19 protein-coding genes are annotated in these 20,633 nt (G+C 73.3%); 9 read left to right on the top strand and 10 right to left on the bottom strand.

Translation table 11 applies throughout. The annotated features are described in order from the left end of the window. Positions 1-8 precede the first annotated feature (8 nt). Positions 9-2,708, top strand: a complete 2,700-nt coding sequence (locus ACFFKU_RS01275; protein WP_380134732.1) for a diguanylate cyclase domain-containing protein — start codon at positions 9-11, stop codon at positions 2,706-2,708. Between the two features lie 80 nt (positions 2,709-2,788). Continuing rightward, positions 2,789-3,640: an NAD(P)H-binding protein gene (locus ACFFKU_RS01270; RefSeq protein WP_380134729.1), complete on the top strand. Its 852-nt coding sequence runs from the start codon at positions 2,789-2,791 to the stop codon at positions 3,638-3,640. Positions 3,641-3,683: 43 nt separating this feature from the next. Here ACFFKU_RS01270 and ACFFKU_RS01265 read toward each other — a convergent pair whose 3' ends face one another. Further along, positions 3,684-4,178 carry a MarR family winged helix-turn-helix transcriptional regulator gene (locus ACFFKU_RS01265; RefSeq protein WP_380134726.1) on the bottom strand — a complete coding sequence of 165 codons (495 nt, stop codon included), beginning with the start codon at positions 4,176-4,178 and terminating at the stop codon, positions 3,684-3,686. A gap of 83 nt (positions 4,179-4,261) precedes the next feature. On the opposite strand from ACFFKU_RS01265, the gene ACFFKU_RS01260 reads away from it, so the two are divergent. Beyond that, a complete protein-coding gene (locus tag ACFFKU_RS01260; RefSeq protein ID WP_380134723.1) occupies positions 4,262-6,355 on the top strand; it encodes an MMPL family transporter in 2,094 nt (697 codons plus the stop codon). On the opposite strand, the gene ACFFKU_RS01255 is transcribed toward ACFFKU_RS01260, so the two are convergent. From ACFFKU_RS01255 to pyrE, 3 genes are read right to left on the bottom strand one after another with little or no spacing between them, the layout of a single operon-like run. Then, positions 6,333-7,196 carry a methyltransferase domain-containing protein gene (locus ACFFKU_RS01255; RefSeq protein ID WP_380134720.1) on the bottom strand — a complete coding sequence of 288 codons (864 nt, stop codon included), beginning with the start codon at positions 7,194-7,196 and terminating at the stop codon, positions 6,333-6,335. The two genes, ACFFKU_RS01260 and ACFFKU_RS01255, sit on opposite strands and share 23 nt — an antisense overlap. A gap of 1 nt (position 7,197) precedes the next feature. Further along, positions 7,198-7,554 (bottom strand): hypothetical protein, encoded by a 357-nt coding sequence (locus ACFFKU_RS01250; RefSeq protein ID WP_380134719.1) that lies wholly within the window; start codon positions 7,552-7,554, stop codon positions 7,198-7,200. A gap of 1 nt (position 7,555) precedes the next feature. Continuing rightward, a complete protein-coding gene (gene pyrE, locus ACFFKU_RS01245) occupies positions 7,556-8,131 on the bottom strand; it encodes an orotate phosphoribosyltransferase (RefSeq protein WP_380134717.1) in 576 nt (191 codons plus the stop codon). Positions 8,132-8,214: 83 nt separating this feature from the next. Between pyrE and ACFFKU_RS01240 the strand changes: the two genes are divergently transcribed. From ACFFKU_RS01240 to ACFFKU_RS01230, 3 genes are all read left to right on the top strand, one after another. Continuing rightward, complete coding sequence (locus tag ACFFKU_RS01240) at positions 8,215-9,012, top strand: exodeoxyribonuclease III (protein WP_380134715.1); 798 nt, start codon at positions 8,215-8,217, stop codon at positions 9,010-9,012. Between the two features lie 198 nt (positions 9,013-9,210). Continuing rightward, positions 9,211-9,777: a hypothetical protein gene (locus tag ACFFKU_RS01235; protein ID WP_380134713.1), complete on the top strand. Its 567-nt coding sequence runs from the start codon at positions 9,211-9,213 to the stop codon at positions 9,775-9,777. Positions 9,778-9,827: 50 nt separating this feature from the next. After that, a complete protein-coding gene (locus ACFFKU_RS01230) occupies positions 9,828-11,216 on the top strand; it encodes a serine hydrolase domain-containing protein (protein ID WP_380134712.1) in 1,389 nt (462 codons plus the stop codon). Between the two features lie 18 nt (positions 11,217-11,234). On the opposite strand, the gene ACFFKU_RS01225 is transcribed toward ACFFKU_RS01230, so the two are convergent. Further along, positions 11,235-12,050, bottom strand: coding sequence for a class I SAM-dependent methyltransferase (locus ACFFKU_RS01225; protein ID WP_380134710.1), 816 nt, complete (start codon positions 12,048-12,050; stop codon positions 11,235-11,237). A gap of 48 nt (positions 12,051-12,098) precedes the next feature. Between ACFFKU_RS01225 and ACFFKU_RS01220 the strand changes: the two genes are divergently transcribed. Then, entirely contained in the window at positions 12,099-12,698 is a 600-nt protein-coding gene (locus ACFFKU_RS01220; protein ID WP_380134707.1) for a helix-turn-helix domain-containing protein, read from the top strand. Positions 12,699-12,707: 9 nt separating this feature from the next. Here the strand turns inward: ACFFKU_RS01220 and ACFFKU_RS01215 are convergent, their stop codons facing one another. Next, a complete protein-coding gene (locus tag ACFFKU_RS01215; protein WP_380134706.1) occupies positions 12,708-13,325 on the bottom strand; it encodes a DUF1684 domain-containing protein in 618 nt (205 codons plus the stop codon). Positions 13,326-13,484: 159 nt separating this feature from the next. Here ACFFKU_RS01215 and ACFFKU_RS01210 point away from each other — a divergent pair, with 159 nt between their 5' ends. Continuing rightward, a complete protein-coding gene (locus ACFFKU_RS01210; RefSeq protein ID WP_380134704.1) occupies positions 13,485-15,212 on the top strand; it encodes an ATP-binding protein in 1,728 nt (575 codons plus the stop codon). Between the two features lie 88 nt (positions 15,213-15,300). Here the strand turns inward: ACFFKU_RS01210 and clpB are convergent, their stop codons facing one another. Further along, the gene (clpB, locus tag ACFFKU_RS01205) at positions 15,301-17,940 is read right to left on the bottom strand and encodes an ATP-dependent chaperone ClpB (RefSeq protein WP_380134701.1); all 2,640 of its coding nucleotides are present in this window, start codon (positions 17,938-17,940) and stop codon (positions 15,301-15,303) included. A 108-nt stretch (positions 17,941-18,048) separates the two neighbouring features. On the opposite strand from clpB, the gene ACFFKU_RS01200 reads away from it, so the two are divergent. Beyond that, complete coding sequence (locus tag ACFFKU_RS01200; protein ID WP_380134699.1) at positions 18,049-18,969, top strand: ribonuclease Z; 921 nt, start codon at positions 18,049-18,051, stop codon at positions 18,967-18,969. Positions 18,970-19,006: 37 nt separating this feature from the next. Here the strand turns inward: ACFFKU_RS01200 and ACFFKU_RS01195 are convergent, their stop codons facing one another. The 3 genes from ACFFKU_RS01195 to ACFFKU_RS01185 form a co-directional block, all read right to left on the bottom strand. Then, complete coding sequence (locus ACFFKU_RS01195) at positions 19,007-19,486, bottom strand: cell wall-binding repeat-containing protein (RefSeq protein ID WP_380134697.1); 480 nt, start codon at positions 19,484-19,486, stop codon at positions 19,007-19,009. Positions 19,487-19,618: 132 nt separating this feature from the next. Next, entirely contained in the window at positions 19,619-19,990 is a 372-nt protein-coding gene (locus tag ACFFKU_RS01190; RefSeq protein ID WP_380134694.1) for a hypothetical protein, read from the bottom strand. A 179-nt stretch (positions 19,991-20,169) separates the two neighbouring features. Continuing rightward, positions 20,170-20,538 carry a heat shock protein transcriptional repressor HspR gene (locus tag ACFFKU_RS01185; RefSeq protein ID WP_380134791.1) on the bottom strand — a complete coding sequence of 123 codons (369 nt, stop codon included), beginning with the start codon at positions 20,536-20,538 and terminating at the stop codon, positions 20,170-20,172. Positions 20,539-20,633 lie beyond the last annotated feature (95 nt).

The following is a 20,633-nucleotide window of genomic DNA, read 5'->3' as shown; positions in this document are numbered from 1 at the left end:
AGACGAGGATGCGCACGCGACGCGATCTCGGCGTCCTCGTCGTGGGCTTCGTGGTCTACCTCCTGGCCGCCCTGCTCGGCCGCTGGAGCCGCCCCGAGGACAGCCTGCTGGCCCTCGTCTGGCCCTCGGCGGCGGTCGGCACGATCTGGTTCGGCCTCGTCCGCGGGGCCCGCGGTCGACTGGCCGCCTCCGTCGCGATCCTGGTCGCCACGCTCCTCGCCGGCCGGTGGACCGGAGGACTGCCGGCGTCCGCAGTCGCCTCCACCGCGATGGGCGTCCTGCAGTTCGTCGTCACGGCCCGCCTGCTCGACCGTCATCTGACCCGCGGCGGCACGAGGTTGCCCTGGCGCCTGCGCACCCTCCACGACCTGTGGTGGTTGCTCGGAGCCACCGCGCTCGGCTCGCTGCCCATGGCCGTTCTGCAACCACTCTGGTGGTCGCTCCTCGGGAATCCCGTCGCGCTCGGCGAGGGACTGCAACTGGGCTCGCTCCTCGTCGTCCGCAACGTCACGGCGGTCGCGACCCTCGTGGTCCCCGTGCTCCTCCTGCTGGACCGCCGCCGTTCCGAGAAGCCGGTGTCGACCCACGCCGGGGCCCTCGAGACCGTCCTGGGGCACGCGGTCGGACTCGCCCTCGCCGTCGTCGTGCTGCTGGGGGCGATCCACCTGCCGCTCGGCTGGCTGGTCATGCTCTACGTCTTCTGGGTGGCCCAGCGACGTCCCACGCTGGAGGCGTCCGCCCTGGTCCTGGTCACCAGCGTGATCGCCGTGATCGGCGTCCTCCTCGACCTCGGCCCCTTCGTCGGCCGGGGTCGGCTGGAGGGGATGCTCATCGCCCAGGCGTTCCTCGTGGTCCTCACCGTCGTCAGTCTGGCCACGGCCGTCCACCGCGACCGCCAGGCCGCTCTGCTGCGCGCGGTGCAGCGGGCCCGCAACACCGCCGCCTCGCAGCGGGGGATGCTGGAGGCGGTCTTCGCCGCCAGCAACGTCGGACTCGTCGCCTACGACCGTGACGGCCGGGCGCTGCGGATGAACGCCGTGGCCGAGGAACTCTTCTCGCACTTCCCCAACCCCGCCCGCTCCGCCGACGCCCACGTCGACGGCGTGTGGGCCACCGACCCCACGACCGACGCTCCCATCCCGCTCGGCGACCTGCCGCTGAGCCGGGCCCGCAACGGGGAGACCGTGACGGACATGCCGTTGCGCGTCTTCACCCCCGGGATGCCGCAGGGGCGGGTCATGAACGTCAGCACCTACCTGCTGCCGGAGTACGGCGACGACGAGTGGGGCGGGGGTTTCGTCCTGAACTTCGCCGACGTGACCGCCGCGCACGACGCCGGTCGGGAGCTGGCCCGGGCCCACGCCCTCCTCTCGGGACTCTTCGACGCCGCGACCGAGCAGAGCATCATCGCCTGGGACCTCGACCTGCGGATCACCACCGCGAACGCCGGCGCCGAACGGCTCACCGGATACTCGCGGGCCGAACTGATCGGGCGCAGCCCCGGCATCCTGCACGAGAGCGAGGAACTCACGGACCGGGCCCGGGAACTCGGGGTCGAGGTCGGCCCGGCCGTTCTCTGCGCGATCCCGCTGCAGCAGGGCAGCGAGACCCGCACCTGGACCGTGCGTCGCCGGGACGGTGCGACCCGGCCCGTCCGGCTGACCGTCACGCCGATCCTCTCCACCCACGGGGAGACGACCGGGTTCATCGGCATCGGCAGCGACATCTCCGCCGAGCTGCGCGCCCGGGCCGTGCTCACGGAGTCCGAGCAGATCTTCCGGCTGGGTTTCCTCACCGCCCCCGTCGCGATGTTCATGCTGGACGTGCGCACCGCGCGCATCCGGCGGGTGAACGCCGCGGCGTCGGTCTTCACCGGGCGCAGCGAGGACGAGCTGCTGACCCTGCGGGGTTTCGACCTGCTGCACGAGGACGAGCTCGCCGAGAGCCACGGGGCCCTCGAACAGTTCCAGGACGGCAGCCTGCACGAGACCCGTTTCGAGCGGCGGTTCGTCCACGCCGACGGGACCTCCCGGTGGGCCGTGCTCTCCACGTCGTTGGTCGAGTCCCCGGACGCCGATCCGTACCTGATGTGCCACCTGCAGGACGTCACCGATCGCAAACTGGCCGAGCAGGAGATCGTCCGGCAGGCGCAGCGGGACGCCCTCACCGACCTGGCCAACCGCACCCTGTTCCACCAACGGTTGCGCGAGGCGCTGTCCGCCGCCCGCGGCGAGGGGATCCCGGTCGGGGTGGCCTTCGTCGACCTCGACGGGTTCAAGGCCGTCAACGACACCGGTGGTCACCGGGCCGGGGACGCCGTGCTGCGCCACGTGGCCGACCGGCTGCGACGCTGCGTGCGCGACGGGGACACCGTGGCCCGCCTCGGGGGGGACGAGTTCGCCCTGCTGTGCACCTCGGTCGACTCGGTCGCGACGCTCGCCGCGATCGCGGAACGGGCCCTGGACCTCGTCGAGCAGCCCATCGTCACCGAACGGGGCGTCTTCGGGGTCGGCGCGAGCATCGGGGTCCGCTGGTGCGGTGGCGCCGACCTGGACGGGCTGGACCGTGACGACGACCTGGAACGGGCGGCGGAAGCCTTCCTGCACGACGCCGACGAGGCCATGTACACCGCCAAGCACACGGGCAAGGGACAGGTCGTCCGGCACGCGGGAGGGTCCTGGAGGGTGACCGGCGAGTCCCGGACCTGACCTCCGGAATCAATCCGGGCGGGGCGTGGTTGGCGCCGATGCTTCAACCGACAACAACCTCGCGCACCCCAGGAGCCGTCATGTCCTTCGCCGTCACCGGAGCCACCGGAGCCCTCGGCCGTCTCGCCGTCACCGCCCTGCTCGAGCGCGGGGTGGCCCCGGCCGAGGTCGTCGCCCTGGTCCGGACGCCGGCCAGGGCCGCCGACCTGGCCGCGCTGGGCGTGCAGGTCCGCCCGTTCGACTACGACGCCCCGCAGACGCTGGTCCCCGCGCTGGCGGGCGTGCACCGTCTGCTGCTGATCTCCGGCAACGCCGTCGGGCAGCGCGTGGCCCAGCACACCGCCGTGATCGAGGCCGCCCGCACGGCCGGGGTGGGGCACCTGACCTACACGAGCATCCTCGCGGCCGACACGACGGCGAACCCCCTGGCCCCGGAGCACCTCGCCACCGAGCAGGCCCTGGCCGCCTCCGGCCTGGCGTACACGCTGCTGCGCAACGGGTGGTACGCCGAGAACTACACCGCCCGGGTGGCCGAGTACGTCGCCTCCGGCACCATCCCCCACTCCACCGGGGGCGCCGCCCTGTCGTTGGCGAGTCGCGCCGACTTCGCCGGGGCGGCCGCGGGCGCGCTGCTCCTCGACGCCCCGGCCGTCCGCTACGACCTCGGCGGCCCGGCCGTCACCTTCGAGGGGTTGGCCGCGGCCGTCACCGCCGCGACCGGGACGACCGTGGTCGCCCTGCCACTGAGCGGCGCCGACCACGTGGCCGCGCTCGTCGCCGCCGGGCTGGACGAGGGCACGGCCGCCTTCGTCGCCGGCATCGACGCGGCGATCGCCGCGGGCGACCTGCTCACCGACCCGGCCCCCCTCGAGGCCCTGCTCGGCCGCCCGGCCACGCCGCTGGCCACCTCGCTCGCCGCCGCCCTCGCCTGATCCCGTCCCGCCCACCCCACCCCGCGGGCGGGGTGGGCGGGGGTCAGGTGTCGCGCAGGCCCTGCCGGTGCTCGGCGAGGGCGTCGGCCATGCGGGTCAGGAACCCGAGCACGAGGGTGAGCTCGGTGTCGTCGTAGTCCTTCATGATCTCGTCGCTGCGCCGCCCCAGGGGGCCGAAGAACGCCGTCGCGACCTCGCTGCCCCGCTCGCCGTAGTGCAGGTGGACCCGTCGGCGGTCGGTGGTGTCGCGCTCGCGGCGCAGGTGCCCGAGCTGTTCCAGACGATCGACCACCCCCGTGACCGCTCCGGTCGAGATCCGCAGCAGCGCAGCCAGTTCACCCGCGGTCGTGGGCGCGCCGAGGGTCTCGGCCCGCATGACGTGGATGAGCGCCTGCAGGTCGGTGGGGTGCATCGACTGCGACTCGGCGAAGGCGTGGGCCACCTGCTGGGACTCCAGGCCGATGCGCCGGACCTCGTCCAGCAGCTCGGCCTGCAGTTGCCGCCGCGGGGTGTCGCGGGGCCGGTACATCTGCGTCATCTGTTCTCCGTCGCTCCGACTGGCAACTGTATCCGAGACCTGCTAAACCTCTCACTCACTGAACCTTTCAGCGAGGGAGAGAAATGACCCGGCACCGCGTCGAGACCCCCGGACGGAGCCCGTTCGGACCGGTCGGCCGCCTCGTCACCCACCGCCTCGGAGCCTGGCTCACCATCGCGGCCGGCCTGCTGGTCGCCGTCGGGATCGCCCTGTCCGCGGGGACCGCCCCGGCCGGGCAGGCGAGCGCCACCGGGCTGCCCGACTCGGCCGAGGCGGCGAAGGTGGCGGCGCTGCAGGCGCAGCTGCCCGGGGCCGAGGTGTCGCCGGCCGTCGCGGTCTTCAGCTCGACCACCGCGCTGACCCCTCAGGACCTCCAGGTGCTCGCCGCCGCCCGCGACCGGGTCGGCGGACTCGCGACCGGCGGGGAGGTCGGGCCGCTCATCCCCTCCGCGGACGGCCTCGCGGCCCTCCTCCCGATCCCGCTGGACACCCGGGTGTCCCTCGACCAGCAGACCGAGGAGGTCACGCAGATCCGCGCCGCGCTGCGCGAGGACCTGCCCGCCGGGGTCCAGGTCCAGGTCACGGGGGGGCCCGCGTTCGGGGCCGACATCGCCGGGTCGTTCAGCGGGGCCGACACCCGGCTGCTGCTGGTCACCGTCGCGGTCGTGGCCCTGCTGCTCCTCATCACCTACCGCAGCCCGGTCCTCTGGCTCGTCCCGCTGGCCGTGGTCGGGATCGCCGACCGGACCGTGCTGGCCCTGCTGACCCTCATCGCCCGGGTCACCGACGAACCGCTCGACCCCTCCGTGGGCGGCATCACGTCGGTGCTCGTCTTCGGGGCCGGGACCAACTACGCGCTGCTGCTCATCGCCCGGTACCGGGAGGAGCTGCGCCGCAGCGACGACGCCCGCGCGGCCATGCGTCGTGCGCTGCGCGGGGCCGGCCCCGCCATCGCCGCCAGCGCCTCGACCGTCGTCCTGGCCCTGCTGACCCTGCAGTTCGCCCTCTCCCCCAGCAACCGGGTCCTCGGGACCGCGGCCGCGCTCGGGATCGTCGTCGCCGGGCTCGGCGCGCTGCTGGTGCTGCCCGCGGCCCTCGTCGTCTGCGGCCGCCGGTTGTTCTGGCCGTTCGTCCCGCACGTCGGGTCGGCCGACACCGCCCGCACGGGTGCGTGGTCGAAGATCGCGAACCGCGTCGTGACCCGACCCGTCCCGGTCGTCGTCGGTTCCGTCGTGCTCATCGGGGCCCTCGCCGCCGGGCTCGTCGGTGCGAAGCTCGGCCTGTCGCAGACCGAGCAGTTCCGGGTGAAGGCCGAGTCGGTGGAGGCCACCGCGACCCTGGCCCAGCACTTCCCCGACGCCGCCGGGCAGCCGGCCGCCATCCTCACGACCGAGACGCAGGCCGATGCCGTCGTGGCCGCCGCGCAGGCGGTGCCCGGGGTCGAGTCGGCCGCGGTGTCGGTGACCGGGGGCGGTCGGGCCCAGGTCGACGCGGTGCTCACGGCCGAGCCGGAGACGGCGGCCGCGCGGGACACCGTCGAACGGCTGCGCAACGCCGTCCACGCCGTCCCCGGGGCCGACGCGCTGGTCGGCGGGCCGGACGCGGTGGCCCTGGACGCCCGGGACACCGCAGTCCGCGACCTCCGGGTGATCGCCCCGCTCATCGTGGGGGTCGTCCTCGTCGTGCTGCTGGTCCTGCTGCGGGCGCTCGTCGCACCGATCGTGCTGGTGCTGACCGTGCTCGCGACCTACCTGGCCTCGCTCGGGGCGGCGAACCTGCTCTTCACCCGGGTGTTCGACGTCCCGGCGCTGGACACCCCGGTCCCGCTGCTGTCGTTCCTGTTCCTGGTCGCCCTCGGGGTCGACTACAACATCTTCCTCGTGACCCGGGCCCGCGAGGAGACGCTCGGGCACGGGACCCGGGAGGGCATGAAGATCGCCGTCGCGGTGACCGGCGGGGTGATCACCAGCGCCGGCGTGCTGCTCGCCGCGGTGTTCACCGTGCTCGGGGTCCTGCCGCTGATGACCCTGACCCAGATCGGCGTCATCGTCGGGATCGGGGTCCTGCTCGACACGCTGCTGGTCCGGACGGTGCTGGTGCCGGCCATCGTGTCGCTGCTGGACCGGCGCACGTGGTGGCCCTCGCGGCTGGCGGTCAGGTCGGCCGCAGGGTCGTGACCCGCACGGCCAGGGTGACGGGGGTCGGGTCGGCCAGCGCGGCGACCCGCCCCCGCAGGTCCTCGGCCGTGACGTGGTGGGCGCTCGGACCCATCTCGACCAGGGCGCGCAGGTCGGCGTGCCCCAGCTCGCGGACCACGACGACGTCGCGACGTTCGAGCGTGGCCCAGCCGCGGAACTCCTCGGCCAGGCGTTCCTCCTTGCGCGGGTCCACCGCGATCATCCCGAGCGGTCCGACGAGCTCGGCCAGGTGCTCGGGATGCGGGGTGACGACCACCCAGACCCCGTCCGGCCCCAGCACCCGCCGGACCTCGACCGGGTTGCGGGGCGCGAAGATCCCGAGAACCGCTGCCGCGCAACCATCCTGGACGGGCAGGGCACGCCAGGCGTCGGCGGCGACGGCCGCGACCCGGGGGTGCGACCGGGCGGCGCGGTGCACCGCCGGGGTCGAGGTGTCCAGGCAGATGCCGTGCGCGGCGGGGACGGCGTCGAGGACGTGGGCCAGGTACTGCCCCGTCCCGCCCCCCAGGTCGACGACGAGCCCCTCCGGGGCGTGCCGGGCCACGGCGTCGGCCACGGCGTCGGCGATCGGGGCGTAGTGGCCGGTGGCGAGGAACTCCTGCCGCGCGGCGACCATCGCTGCGGTGTCCCCGGCGGGCAGCGGTCGGCCCCCGGAGAGGTTCAGGCTGCCCTGCCGGGCCAGGTCGACGACGTGCCCGTCGGCACAGGTCACCGAGCGGGCCGGCCCGGCGCCCGGGGCGAGACCCGCCTCGCAGACCGGGCAGCGGAGGGCGGGCAGCACGGCGAGCAGTCCCGCCGGCAGCTCGCGCCGGGTCCCCACCTCAGGCGTGGTCGGCGGAGGCGCCCAGCGGGTGCAGGCCGGAGACCGCGCCCACCCAGGACGCGGGAGCGGCCGACAGGCGCGCGTCGTAGGCGCGGACGGCGGCGGCGTGGAAGGAGAGGTCCCCCGCCAGGCGCTGCTCGGCGTCGGTGATGGCGCGACGGATCTCCGGCTCGTCCCGGTTGGGGCGACCGTCCAGGTCGGACAGGCGCGAACGGCGCTGCTCGGCGAGCGCCCCCGCCTCGACCGCCAGGTCGCGCATCCGGACGAGCGCCGAACGGGTCGCCGCCGCCCAGGCGATCACGCCGAGCACGGCGAGGACCACCAGCACCAGCACGACGGTGCCGAACGGTTCCACCTCAGGCCTCCAGACCGATGTCGGTGAGGCCGTAGGCGTAGCGGTACTCCAGCCCCTCGGCCTCGACCTTCTCCTTGGCGCCCGTGTCGCGGTCGACGATGACGACGACCCCGACGACCTCGGCCCCGGCCTCGCGCAGCGCGGCGACCGCGGTGAGCACCGAGCCGCCCGTGGTCGAGGTGTCCTCGACCGCCAGCACGCGACGCCCGGCCACGTCGGGCCCCTCGACCCGGCGCTGCAGGCCGTGGGCCTTCTCGGCCTTGCGCACGACGCAGGCGTTCAGCGCCGCCCCGTGGCGCTCGGCCCACCCGGAGGCGTTGGCCGCGTGGACCATGGCCAGGGCCACCGGGTCGGCGCCGAGGGTCAGCCCGCCGACCGCGTCGAAGTCCCAGTCCTGCACCAGGTCCAGCAGCACGGGACCGATCAGGGCCGCGGCCTCGCCGTCCAGGCTGATGCGCCGCAGGTCGACGTAGTAGTCGGCCTCCTTGCCCGAGGCGAGGGTCACCCGGCCGCGGACGACGGCCTTCTCGGAGATCTGCGCGGCGAGGGCGTCACGCGCGGAGCGGGGGTCGGTCACGAGGCCACAGCCTACGGGCGGCGGGGGTCCCGCCCGGACATCCCGGGGCGGGTCCTCCCGCCGTGGCGGGTAGCGTGCGGGCCGTGCGTCTGGCCACCTGGAACGTGAACTCCGTCCGCGCCCGCCTCGACCGGGTCCTGGCCTGGGTCGACCGCAGCGACGTCGACGTGGTCGCCCTGCAGGAGACCAAGTGCAAGGACGAGCAGTTCCCGACCCAGGCCTTCGAGGACCTGGGCTACCAGGTGGCCCATCGCGGTCTGTCGCAGTGGAACGGGGTGGCGCTGCTGTCCCGGGTGGGGCTGGAGGACGTCGCCACCGAGTTCAGCCCGGCCGTCCCGCACTTCGGCGAGCCGGCGGCGGCCGAGGCCCGGGCGATCGGGGCGACCTGCGGCGGCATCCGCGTCTGGAGCCTCTACGTGCCCAACGGCCGCACGCTCGACGACCCGCACTACCTCTACAAGCTGCGCTGGCTGGAGGTGCTCCGCGACGCCGGTCGGGAGTGGCTGGCCGCGGACCCGGAGCTCCCGGTCGCGCTGGTGGGCGACTTCAACATCGCCCCCACCGACGACGACGTGTGGGACCCGGCCTTCTTCGAGGGCTCGACGCACGTGTCAGGTCCGGAGCGCGAGGCGTTCGCCGCCCTCGTCGAGGCCGGGTTCGCCGACGTCGTGCGCCCCTTCACCCCCGGCCCGGGCGTCTTCACGTACTGGGACTACCAGCAGCTCCGCTTCGCCAAGCGCCAGGGCATGCGGATCGACTTCGTGCTCGGCTCGCCCGGCCTGGCGCGGCGGGTCAGCGGCGCGACGATCGACCGTGAGGAGCGCAAGGGCAAGGGCGCCTCCGACCACGCCCCGGTGGTCGTGGAGCTCGACGCCCCGTAACGCACTCACGGTGAGTGAGCCTTCAAGGACCACCTGTGACAGAACATGATCCGGGTGGGGGACGGCGCCACCGGTCCCGAGCGCACCGCGAGCACTGCGCCGCACGGGTGTCCCCCGGCTGAGCCGAACGGTTGACTTGGCCGCGCGGCGGGGTCGTGGGGCAAGACGCCGGGCCCGTGGCTGGCTAGCGTCGAGAGGGTGCGAACCCCCCTCACCCCCGGCGATCTCGAGGCCGTCGAGCTCGCAGCCGCACCGGACCCGCGCAGCCAGCAGGCGGTCGCCGACCTGCTCCAGCTCTGGGCCACCGGAACCCATCCCGACGACTCCGTCTCCCGCGGGCGCCTGCTCGTCGCCGCCAGCGAGCACGCCGTCTTCGCGAACGAGTCCGCCCGCGCCGTCCGCCTCGCCCGCGAGGCGATCGAGACCCGTGACACGGTCTCCCCCGACACCCGCTGCTACCTCATCTCGGCGCTGCTGGCCGACGACCAGCTCTGCGAGGCCCTCGAACTCACCGAGGACGTCCTCGACGACCGCGGCGGCGACGCCGAGGTCCTCGTGTTCCTCGGTGAGGAGTTCGGGTTCCACGGCCAGCCCCGCCTGGCCCACCTGATCCTGACCCGCGGGTTGTACCGCTGCGCCGACGACGAGGAGGCGACCGAGCTGCTGCTCAGCGCCCTGCGCCGGATCCGGTCGGCGGCCCCGTCCTCCGTCGACGTCCGCGACGTCATCCCCGCCCGTCCCGGTCCGGGGTGGCTCACCGCCTGAGGCGGGGCCGTCGACGGGACCGCGCGACCGGGGCGTCGTAGTGTTCGCGCGTGAGTGACGACGCCACCGCCCGCCTGCCCCGCAGCACCCCGACGGACGCGGGGGTCGACGCCCGCGGGATCGGGCGGTTCCTCGACGCCGTCGACGCGCTCGACGGGGTCGAGCTGCACTCGCTCATGGTCTGCCGGAGCGGCCGGGTCGTCGCCGAGGGCTGGTGGGCGCCCTACGCGCCCGAGCGCCCGCACCTCGTCTACTCGGTGTCGAAGAGTTTCACCTCGACCGCGCTGGGTCTCGCCGTGGCCGAGGGGCTCGTCGACCTCGACGCGACCGTGCTCTCGTACTTCCCCGAGCTCGACGCCGACGTGACCGACGACCGCGCCCGGTCGATCCGGGTCCGCCACGTCGCCGCCATGGCCTCGGGGCACGCCGAGGAGACGGTCGGGCCGGCCTCGCTCGACGAGGAGGGGGACCTGCTGCGGGGGTTCCTGCGCATCCCGCCGGACGTCGAGCCCGGAACGCTCTTCACCTACAACCAGCCCTGCACGTTCGCCCTGGCGGCCATCGTGCAGCGGGTGAGCGGGACGGGGTTGCTGGAGTTCCTCCGACCCCGCCTGCTCGAACCGCTGGGCATCGGTGAGCTCGGCTGGATCCGGGACGGGCGGGGTCGGGAACTCGGGTTCTCCGGGTTGCACGCGCCGACCGAGGCGCTCGCGAAACTCGGGCTGCTCTACCTGCAGGAGGGGGTCTGGGAGGGACGGCGGTTGCTGCCGGCCGAATGGGTCGCCGAGGCCCGCCGCTCCCACGTCGACACCTCCGCGGAGGAGAAGATCGACTGGGCCCAGGGGTACGGGTTCCAGTTCTGGGTGGGGCGGCACGGGTACCGGGCCGACGGGGCCTACGGCCAGTTCAGCCTGGTCCTGCCGGAGCAGGACGCCGTCGTGGCCATCACCTCCCAGACCGTCGACACCCCCGCGCTGCTCGCCGCCGTGTGGGAGCACCTGCTGCCGGCGCTCACCGCCGGGTCGGGCGACGAGGAGGCGGACGACGCGGTACGGCAACGCCTCTCCGACGGACGACTGGCCGGACCGGCCGGGGACCCGGCCCCCGCACCGGAGGGCACCTACCGGCCCGGTACCGACGTGGAACCCGCGTCGCTGGCCCGGGTGGGCGTCGGCGGTGGCCGCGTCGTGCTCGAGGAGGACGGCGTGGAGACCTCCGCCCCGCTCGGCGAGGGGTGGCCGGGCGGGGAACCGCTGACCACCGCGGGCGCCCGCCGCGCCGACGGCACCTACGCCCTCGACGTGGCCTTCGTCGAGACCCCGCACCGGCTGCACCTGGTGCTGGACCCGGCGGACGGCACCTTCACCTCGCGCTGGGGCAGCACGCCCCTGCACGTGGGTTCGCTCGCGGAGCTGCGGGTCCCGACACCGCTCGCCTGACCGTCCGCCGGTACCGGGTCAGGCCGTCCGCGGCCGAGCCGTCCACCGCGTGCGCGAGGCCCGGGGACGCACCGGTCGATCCGCCGCGACCTCCCGGGCGGCCCGCAGCAACCCATCCCGTGCCTGCTCAGCCAACCCGTCGACCCGGGCCAGGCGCAGCAACCACTGCGCGCCGTAGCGGCGGGCGGCCGGGGTGGCCGACAGCTCGTCGTCGCTCCGGTCCGTCGCGACGTCGAAACCGGCCGCGACCAGCAGCGGGGTCCAGTCCGGGTACCGGTTCCAACCCTGGGCGGCCGCGAGCGCGTGGGCGTGAGCCTCGAACCCCGCGTCGGGACCGGTGCCGTCGAGGAAGGAGGGAAGACCGGCGAGCTCGACCACGAGCAGGGTCCCCGCGGGATCCATCGCTGCACGCACCGAGGCGAGGAAACCCGCCGGGTCGACGACGTGGTGCAGGGCCGAGGACATCCAGACGAGGTCGGGTGCCGGCCCGTCGCGGTCCGGTCGCAGATCCGGGAAACCGTCGTCGAGATCCACCTCGACCGCGTCGAACCCCTGCTCCCGCAGACCGGCGAGCATCACCGGATCACGGTCGAGGCAGCTCAGCCGAGCCTGCGGGAACCGCTCGCGCAGCATCCGACTCCCGGCGCCGCTGCCCGCCCCCACGTCGACGACGTGCCGGGGCGCGGTCACCCCGGCCCCGTCCACGGCCGCGACGAGCTGCCGGCCGAAGACCTCGGCGTCGAGGTCGAGGAACGTCCCGTGATCGACCTCGCCCGTCGGTGCCCCGTGTTCGTGCCCGTGACCCGTCTCCTGACCGTGGTGCCCGTGTTCCATGTCCCGCACGCTAGACCGGTGATGCGCGCAAGGCATACGGTCTTGCGCATGAGGCAAGGATTCGGTGCCGTGCCCGACGTCGACGCGGTGGTCCGACGTCGACTGCGGGCCCTCCGCGTGGCCCGCGGCTGGTCGCTGGAGACCATGGGGGCGCGGTGCTTCCTCAGCCCCTCCACGCTGAGCCGGATCGAGACCGGGGGGCGCCGGATCGCGCTGGACCAGCTCGTCCCTCTCGCCCGGGCGCTGGGCGTCAGCCTCGACGACCTGGTGAGCGTCGACGACGACGAGGACGTGGTCATCCGCCCGGAACCGGCCCATCGGGCGGGCGTCACGACCTGGGTCCTCTCCCGCGACCGGGCCGAGGCGGGCGTCGTGGTCGTCAAGGCCGCCGTCGCGGCCGGGACGGCGATGGGACCCCGGCACCAGGTCCACCCCGGCTGGGAATGGTTCACCGTGCTGGCCGGTCGGGCCCGTCTCGAACTGGGTGACCGGGTCGTCGCGGTCGGTCCGGGGGAGGCGGCGGAGTTCTCGACGATGGTCCCGCACCGGGTGTGCGCCGAACCGGGGGACGACCTGGAGATCCTGTCGATCTTCAACCGCGACGGTCAGCAGGCCCACCTGCGGACCGACCCGGCCGCCACCGTGTGACGACCGGCGTCACGTCGCGACGCCGACGAAGGCGAGTTCTCCGGCCTCGACGGCCGTCGTCACCGTGTTCCCGACGGGCGGCAACGGACAGGCCCACTCCGGGTCGTAGGCGCAGCTCGGTGCGTAGGCGAAGTTGAGGTCGACGACGAGCGCTCCCCCGGCCTCGCCCGCGCCCAGGTCGGCGCCCTTGACCGTGTCGAGGACGTACCGACCGCCGCCGTAGCCCGGGCCCGGGTCCTTGAGCGGCAGGAAGATCCCCCCGCCGTACTGCGCGAGCCACCACACGTCCAGGTGACCGAGACCCGGGAGCTCGACGCGCCCGATCCGGTCGAACCCGACGGTGCCGTCGGTGCCGGTGACCACGTCCCGGCGCTCGGGCTCGGCGGGGACGACCTCGACCTCGAACCGGAGCCCGGGGTCGTAGGGGGCCAGGGCCAGGCCGGTGAAGGTCGCCCGGTCGGCCGGCAGCAGCGGGGAGGCCGGGTGGGTGGCGAAGAGCTCGTCGCGGCCCTCGACCCAGACCCGGTGCCCCAGACGGGGTTCCGGCGCCGCCCGCACCCGCGCGTACAGCGCCGTGACCCGGCGACGCCAGTCGAGGACGGTCAGTGCGGTCGTCGCGGTGCCCATCGGACGAGTTTCGCCGAGGAGCGCGTCGCGGGCAGGACGTGACGCCGCCGTTCTGGCGAACTCCTCAGGTCGAGCGCCTACTTGTCAAGCTTGTCACTAGCTTGCTAAGCACGTGACGAACGAACTCTGCTCAGTAGGTACGTGGACGAAGGAGCCGGCATGGTCGAGACCACCGACGTCGTCGAGCTGCTGCAGACCCTCAGACGGCTTCGGGGTGAGCCGGAGACTGTCGAGGTCAAGAGTGGGGCCGGAGGCTTCCCGGCCTCGATACGGGAGACACTCGTCGCCTTCGCGAACACCGACGGAGGGACCGTCCTCATCGGAATCGACGAGGACGCCGGCTTCGCAGTGGTCGACCTTCCAGACGTCTCCCGCTACCGGGACAACCTCGTGGCACTGGCCCGCGACACCATCACTCCACCCTTGATCGTGTCCGCCGAGATCATCGACGTAGAAGGTCGACTCATCCTGCTCGGTCAGGTCCCCGCGCTTCCCTCTGATCAACGCCCTGCCTACGTCACGACCAAAGGCATGGCCGGCGGCGCCTACCTCCGCACCGGGGACGGTGACCGCCGGATGAGCGAGGGGGAGATCGGACTCGTCTACGCGTCACGCACCCGACCCGTGTACGACCAAGAACCTGTACCCGGGACGAGCACGGACGACCTCGACCTCACCGTGGTGCGACGAACGCTGGAACGAGTCAGAGCGGGATCGCCGCGACTCAGAAGGGTGGACGACCTAGCGGTCATGCACAACATCGGAATTCTCACCGAGCGCGATGCATCTGCGCCCCTCACCCTTGCCGGTCTCCTGACGTTCGGTGATTTCCCCCAACGCCTCTTCCCTCAGCTCATGGTGTCCGTCGTCGTCCACCCGCCCGAGCCCGGCACCACGCGCTTCCTCGACAACGTCACGATCCGAGGCCCCATCCCTGATCTCGTCGCCGAGTCGTTGGCGGTCGTCCGTCGAAATCTCGCCGCTCGGGCAGTGATGACCGAGACAGGTCGGCGGGATCAGCTCGAGTATCCGCTCACCGCCGTCCGTGAGGCCATCGTGAACGCGGTCCTTCATCGCGACTACAGCCCCCTCACCCGCGGCACGCAGATCCAGGTGGACCTCTTCCCCGACCGACTTGTGATCCGTAGCCCAGGGGGCCTCTTCGGCGGTCTCACGGTCGACGATCTGGGCCAGAACCGTGCTTCGACCTCCCGCAACACAGTCCTGGCAAGCCTTCTCTCGGACACCTACCTGCCGCAGTCCGATGAGCTCATCGCAGAGAACCGGCACACCGGGGTTCCGACCATGATCGATCTGGCGCGTGACAACGGGCTACCTCGGCCCGTCTTCGACAGCGCGATCTTGAGCTTCGCGGTGACGATGGATCGGTCGCAACTCCTCGGCCCAGACACGCGTGCATGGATTTCCGCCGTCGCCGGACGTCTGCCGTCGCCTCGGCACGAGGTTGCGCTCGCCATGCTCCGTAGCGGATCAGTGACGAACAGCATGCTGCGTGAATGGGGGGCGGATCGCGTCGAGGCAGGGCAGGTTCTTCGTGACCTCGTCAGCGCCGGCCTCGCGGTGAAGGAAGGCGGGCGACGCTACGCCCGCTACCGCTTCGCAGGGCCCTCGAATACGCCCGGCACGTTCCGGCAACTGGAGTTGGCGCCGCCGGATGACGAGGTGGAGACCGTCGAACGCGTCACCGCAGCCCTCCGCTCGCTCGGGGAAGCGACCACGCAGCAACTGATGAAGGTCACCCGCCTGAGCCGACCGACGGTGACCGGCCATGTCAACACCTTGATCCAACGGGGCGACGCAGCAGCCGTAGGGGCGCGAACCAGTCCTCGACGCCGCTACCGGTGGCTCGGAACGAACGCCACCTGATCTTCCTGTCCGATGGCGGATCACGAGAGGGCGACAGATCGCACCGGGTTGGTCCCGCCGCCCGGAGCGGGACCAACCCGGGTCGGCCTCACACCGTGACGCCGACCTCCCGGCGCCGGACGACGAGCCCGCTCGCGTCGCCCGACCGCTTCTCCAGGTCCACGCCGAGCGAACCCTCCGCGGTGTCGACCTCGACGGTGTCGCCGTCGTGGATCTCCCCCGAGAGCAGCGACCGCGCCAACCGGTCGCCGATCTCGCGCTGCACCAGCCGCCGCAGCGGACGCGCGCCGTAGGCGGGGTCGTAACCGGTGAGGGCCAGCCAGTCCTTGGCCACGTCGGTGACCTCCAGGGTGATGCGCCGGTCGGCCAGCCGGGCCGCGAGCCGCTGCACCTGCAGGTCGACGATGCGGGAGAGCTCCGCGGTCGAGAGCGGTTCGAAGACCACCACGTCGTCCAGGCGGTTCAGGAACTCCGGCTTGAAACTCGCACGCAGCGCCGTCATCACGGCGTCGAGCTTGGTCTCGCGGGAGAGCTCCGGGTCCACCAGGAACGCCGACCCGAGGTTCGAGGTCAGCACCAGGATCACGTTGCGGAAGTCGACCGTCCGCCCCTGCCCGTCGGTGAGCCGACCGTCGTCGAGGACCTGCAGGAGGATGTCGAACACCTCCGGGTGGGCCTTCTCCACCTCGTCCAGCAGGACGACGGAGTAGGGACGCCGGCGCACGGCCTCGGTGAGCTGACCACCCTCCTCGTACCCGACGTAACCGGGGGGCGCCCCGACGAGACGGGCGACGGCGTGCTTCTCGGAGTACTCGCTCATGTCGATGCGGACCATCGCGCGCTCGTCGTCGAAGAGGAAGTCGGCCAGCGCCTTCGCCAGTTCCGTCTTGCCGACCCCGGTGGGGCCGAGGAACAGGAAGGACCCGGTCGGGCGGTCGGGGTCGTTCACCCCGGCCCGCGAGCGCCGGACCGCGTCGGAGACCGCCTGCACCGCCTTGCCCTGCCCGATCAACCGGCCGCCCAGGAACTCCTCCATGCGGAGCAGCTTCTGCGTCTCCCCCTCCAGCAACCGGCCGGCGGGGATCCCGGTCCACCCGGCGATGACCTCGGCGATGTCGTCGGGGCCGACCTCGTCGGCGACCATCGGGGCCGCGGCGGTGCCACCCTCCTCCGCGGCCTGGGCCGCGGCGAGGTCGCGCTCCAACCCGGGGATGCGGCCGTAGAGGATTTCGCTCGCCCCGGCCAGGTCGCCCTCGCGCTGCATCCGTTCGGCCTGCGAGCGGAGCTCGTCGACCTGCTGCTTGAGGTCACCGACCCGGTTGAGGCCCGCCTTCTCCTGCTCCCAGCGCGCGGTGAGCGCGGTCAGCCGCTCCTGCTTGTCGGCCAGGTTCTGCCGCAACGTCTCCAGCCGGTCGCGGGAGGCGGCGTCCCCCTCCTTGGACAGGGCCAGTTCCTCCATGCGGAGCCGGTCGACGGCCCGGCGCAGTTCGTCGATCTCGACCGGCGAGGAGTCGATCTCCATGCGCAGGCGGGACGCGGCCTCGTCGATCAGGTCGATGGCCTTGTCGGGCAGCTGCCGACCGGAGATGTAGCGGTCGGACAGGGTCGCGGCCGCGACCAGTGCGGCGTCGGAGATCGCGACCTTGTGGTGCGCCTCGTAGCGCTCGCTCAGCCCGCGCAGGATCCCGATGGTGTCCAGGACGGAGGGTTCCCCCACGAACACCTGCTGGAAACGACGCTCCAACGCCGGGTCCTTCTCGATGCGTTCGCGGAACTCGTCGAGCGTGGTCGCGCCGACCAGGCGCAGCTGGCCGCGGGCGAGCAGGGGCTTGAGCATGTTGCCCGCGTCCATCGCCCCCTCGGCCGCCCCCGCACCGACGACGGTGTGCAGCTCGTCGATGAACGTGACGATCTGCCCCTCGGACCGCTGGATCTCGGCCAGGACGGCCTTCAACCGTTCCTCGAACTCACCGCGGTACTTGGCCCCGGCGACCATGCTGGACAGGTCGAGGGAGATCAACCGCTTGCCGCGCAGGGATTCCGGCACGTCGCCGGCGACCATGCGCTGGGCCAGGCCCTCGACGACGGCGGTCTTGCCGACGCCCGGCTCCCCGATGAGGACGGGGTTGTTCTTGGTCCGCCTCGAGAGCACCTGGATCACCCGACGGATCTCGGCGTCGCGCCCGATGACCGGGTCGAGCCGACCCTCGCGGGCCTGCGCGGTCAGGTCGACGCCGTACTTCTCCAGCGACTTGTAGGTCCCCTCCGGGTCCGGCGAGTCCACCTTGGCCCCGCCGCGCACCGAGGGCAGGGCGTCGAGCAGCGCGTCGCGGCCGGCCCCGACCGCCCGCAACGCCTCGCCGGCGGCCGACGTGGACGCGGCGGTCCCGAGCATGAGGTGCTCGGTGGAGACGTAGGCGTCGTCGAGCGCGCGCGCCTCGTCCCCGGCGGCCTGCATGAGGGCCAGCGCGGGACGCGACAGCTGCGGTTGCGCGACGGCGCTGCCCGACGCGCTGGGCAGCGACGCGAGGGCGCCCTGGACGCGGCGCGCGAGCACGGCCCGGTCGGCACCGACCGCTTCGAGCAGGAACCCGGCCACACCGTTCTGCTGCTCCAGCAGGGCCAGCAGGATGTGCAGGGGTTCGACCTGCGCGTGGCCGGCGGTCGTCGCGCGACCGACCGCGTCGGCGAGCGCCTCCTGCGCGCGGGTCGTGAGCTTCAGGTCCACGGAAACCTCCTGGATCGACGACGGGACCTCGACACCAGGCACAACTCTCGCAGAGTTGAGCTTGTTCCGCTCAACTTCGCGGTTCGTCCCCCGCGTAGATTCACCGGCATGGCCGCCCGCGAACTCGTGGTCCTCGGGACCTCCAGCCAGGCGCCGACGCGCACCCGTAACCACAACGGCTACGTCCTGCGCTGGGACTCGACGACGCTGATGTTCGACCCGGGTGAGGGGACGCAGCGGCAGATGGTGCTGGCCGGGGTGGCCTCACCGCGCATCGAGCGGATCTGCGTCACCCACTCCCACAACGACCACTGCCTCGGGGTGCCCGGGGTCCTGGCCCGGATGGCGCTCGACGCGCCGGGGCGGCGGGTCGCACTGCACGGCCCCGACGCCGCGCTCGGGCACCTGGGCGACCTCGTGCGGGTGGCGCAGGCCGACGTGGACGTCGAGCTCTCCGCCGTGCGGCCGGGAGCCGAGCCCCTGGACGTCGCCGGGGCGGCGCTGCGCGGGGTGGCCCTGGACCACCGCGTGCCCGCGGTGGGCTACCGGCTCGACGAACCCGCCCGCCCCCACCTGCTGCGTGACCGCCTGGCCGCCGCGGGGATCGTCGGCCCCGACGTCGGACGGTTGCAGCGGGAGGGGGAGCTGCGCGGCGTGAAGCTCGCCGAGGTCAGCGTGACGCGGCCCGGGCAGTCCTTCGCCTTCGTCATGGACACGCGGCTCTGTCCCGGCGTGGAGGAGCTGCTGCGCGGTGTCGACCTCGCCGTCGTCGAGTCGACCTTCCTCGACCGCGACGCCCGCCTGGCCCAGGACTACGCGCACCTGACCGCCCGGCAGGCGGCGACCGCGGCGGCCCGGGCAGGGGTCCGCCGTCTGGTGCTGACCCACTACTCCCAGCGCTACGGAAACCTGGAGGAGATCGCGGCCGAGGCCCGCTCGGCGGTGCGCGAGGCGGGCGGGAGCACCGAGGTGCACGTCGCGGCCGACCTCGACGTGATCGCGGTCCCGGCCCGCCGCGAGACCACCTGACGGGCGCCGACCGGACGGGGGCCGCCCGCGGAGGCGGTCAGTTCCGGAGGCACGCGCTCCCCTCGGGGTCGACGTAGGTCATGGCCTCGGCGACGACGGCGTCGGAGAGCACCTGGGTCCCGCCGACCGCGACGAGGAGGCAGGGCCGCAACCGTTCGAGCTCGGCCCGGGTGGCCTCGGGGAGACGGTCGCGGGCCGTGAGCAGCAGCGGCCCCTGGGAGAACGAGGACGGACCCAGCGCGAGGGCGTCGGCCGTCGAGGTCCCCGAGGCGAGGAACACCACGAAGGTCGTGGTGGGGGCCCAGTTCCGGCGGGAGATGTCGGCGGCGGTCTCGTAGCGGTCGGCCCCACCCACCCGGATCAGGCCGGGCGTCTCGGCGGCCAGCGGGGACGCACCCGCGGTCGCCGGGCGGGCCCAGGAGGCGGGGGCGGGGTCGGCCGCGACCGCGGAACTCGTCGTGAGCGACCCGACGGCGAGCACCCCCACCGCGAGCAGTTTCCGGGCGGTGCGGCGCATGACGAGGTCCGATCTGTGGGCGGTGGAACCGGGTCCGTCCTGGGGTTCCGTCGACGACGGTAGACCCCCCGCGAACTCCCCGAGCCGGTTCGACCGACGAACTACGCAGTGCTGCTCGCGGTGACGCTCAGCTCACTCCGGCTGGCATCCCGGGGCGCGCGGGTCGGCGTAGCTCTCGGCCTCGAGGAGGACGGAGTCCGACACGCTCCCCGCCCCTCCGACGACCATGACGAAGCAGGGTTGCAGCCGGGCGAGCTGGTCGCGGGTCCCGGCCGGGAGGTGGTCGTGACCGGTCGGCAGCAGCGGTCCGTCCAGGAAACCGGCTCCCCCCGAACCCCCGTCGGGGCCGAGGTAGACCACGGAGGAACTCGTCGACGACCCTCCGGCGCGGGGGCCGGCACCCAGACCCAGCGCGGCGAGGGCACCGTCGAGGTCGGGCAGCACGAACGCGCAGCCGCCGGCGAAGACGGCGGCCGCGACGATCGCGGCGACGGTGGTGCGCATGGCGGCGTCCAGATCCGAGACGGGCAGGACCGGGCGTCGGTACCCGGCGCGCGCCAGCTTCCCGACCCGGCACCGCCTCGGGGGCGAGGAACTCCGCAGCCTCACCCGTTCGGCGCGGGGCGTCACCCGTTACCGGAACGGAGCGACGCGACGTGCCGCGGAGGACACGGAGAGCGAACTCAGTCGCGGGTGTGCGGACGCCAGACGACGAGGGCGGTCGAGCGCTCCCGGGCCGCGGGACGTTTCCCGACCGGGGTCGCGACGATGTCACCGGCCATGCCGGCGGCGAAGATGCGCCGGGCCTGCTGCCGCACCAGGTCGAGCTCGGCCTCGAGCTCGGAGACGCGGTAGCCGAGGGCCGAGACCTGGTTCTCCAGGTCGAGGATCCGTTTGATCCCGGCGAGGTTGACGCCGTCCTCCTGCGACAACCGCTGGACCTCGCGCAGCTGCGCGATGTCGCGGGCCGAGTAGCGACGCCCCCGGCCCCGGGTGCGACTGGGGGAGACGAGGCCGAGCCGGTCGTACTGCCGCAACGTCTGCGGGTGCATCCCCGCCAGTTCTGCGGCGACCGAGATCACGAACACCGCGGTGTCGTCGTCGTACACCGAGCCTCCTCTCCCCCTGTCGTCGGGTCATCATCACC

Origin of the sequence: Kineococcus gynurae (genome assembly GCF_042433995.1) — a bacterium.
In the GTDB taxonomy this organism is placed as follows: domain Bacteria; phylum Actinomycetota; class Actinomycetes; order Actinomycetales; family Kineococcaceae; genus Kineococcus; species Kineococcus gynurae.
Note: the sequence above shows the minus strand (reverse complement) of the source record. Positions and strands in the feature narration are given on the sequence as shown.

Excerpts from the sequence above, each read along its gene's own strand:
- ACFFKU_RS01195 (WP_380134697.1), bottom strand. The coding sequence starts at position 19,486 with ATGCGCCGCACCGCCCGGAAACTGCTCGCGGTGGGGGTGCTCGCCGTC.
- ACFFKU_RS01260 (WP_380134723.1), top strand. The coding sequence starts at position 4,262 with ATGACCCGGCACCGCGTCGAGACCCCCGGACGGAGCCCGTTCGGACCG.
- ACFFKU_RS01200 (WP_380134699.1), top strand. The coding sequence starts at position 18,049 with ATGGCCGCCCGCGAACTCGTGGTCCTCGGGACCTCCAGCCAGGCGCCG.
- ACFFKU_RS01215 (WP_380134706.1), bottom strand. The coding sequence starts at position 13,325 with ATGGGCACCGCGACGACCGCACTGACCGTCCTCGACTGGCGTCGCCGG.
- ACFFKU_RS01270 (WP_380134729.1), top strand. The coding sequence starts at position 2,789 with ATGTCCTTCGCCGTCACCGGAGCCACCGGAGCCCTCGGCCGTCTCGCC.
- ACFFKU_RS01185 (WP_380134791.1), bottom strand. The coding sequence starts at position 20,538 with ATGCACCCGCAGACGTTGCGGCAGTACGACCGGCTCGGCCTCGTCTCC.
- ACFFKU_RS01265 (WP_380134726.1), bottom strand. The coding sequence starts at position 4,178 with ATGACGCAGATGTACCGGCCCCGCGACACCCCGCGGCGGCAACTGCAG.
- ACFFKU_RS01220 (WP_380134707.1), top strand. The coding sequence starts at position 12,099 with ATGAGGCAAGGATTCGGTGCCGTGCCCGACGTCGACGCGGTGGTCCGA.
- ACFFKU_RS01275 (WP_380134732.1), top strand. The coding sequence starts at position 9 with ATGCGCACGCGACGCGATCTCGGCGTCCTCGTCGTGGGCTTCGTGGTC.
- ACFFKU_RS01190 (WP_380134694.1), bottom strand. The coding sequence starts at position 19,990 with ATGCGCACCACCGTCGCCGCGATCGTCGCGGCCGCCGTCTTCGCCGGC.
- ACFFKU_RS01225 (WP_380134710.1), bottom strand. The coding sequence starts at position 12,050 with ATGGAACACGGGCACCACGGTCAGGAGACGGGTCACGGGCACGAACAC.
- ACFFKU_RS01210 (WP_380134704.1), top strand. The coding sequence starts at position 13,485 with ATGGTCGAGACCACCGACGTCGTCGAGCTGCTGCAGACCCTCAGACGG.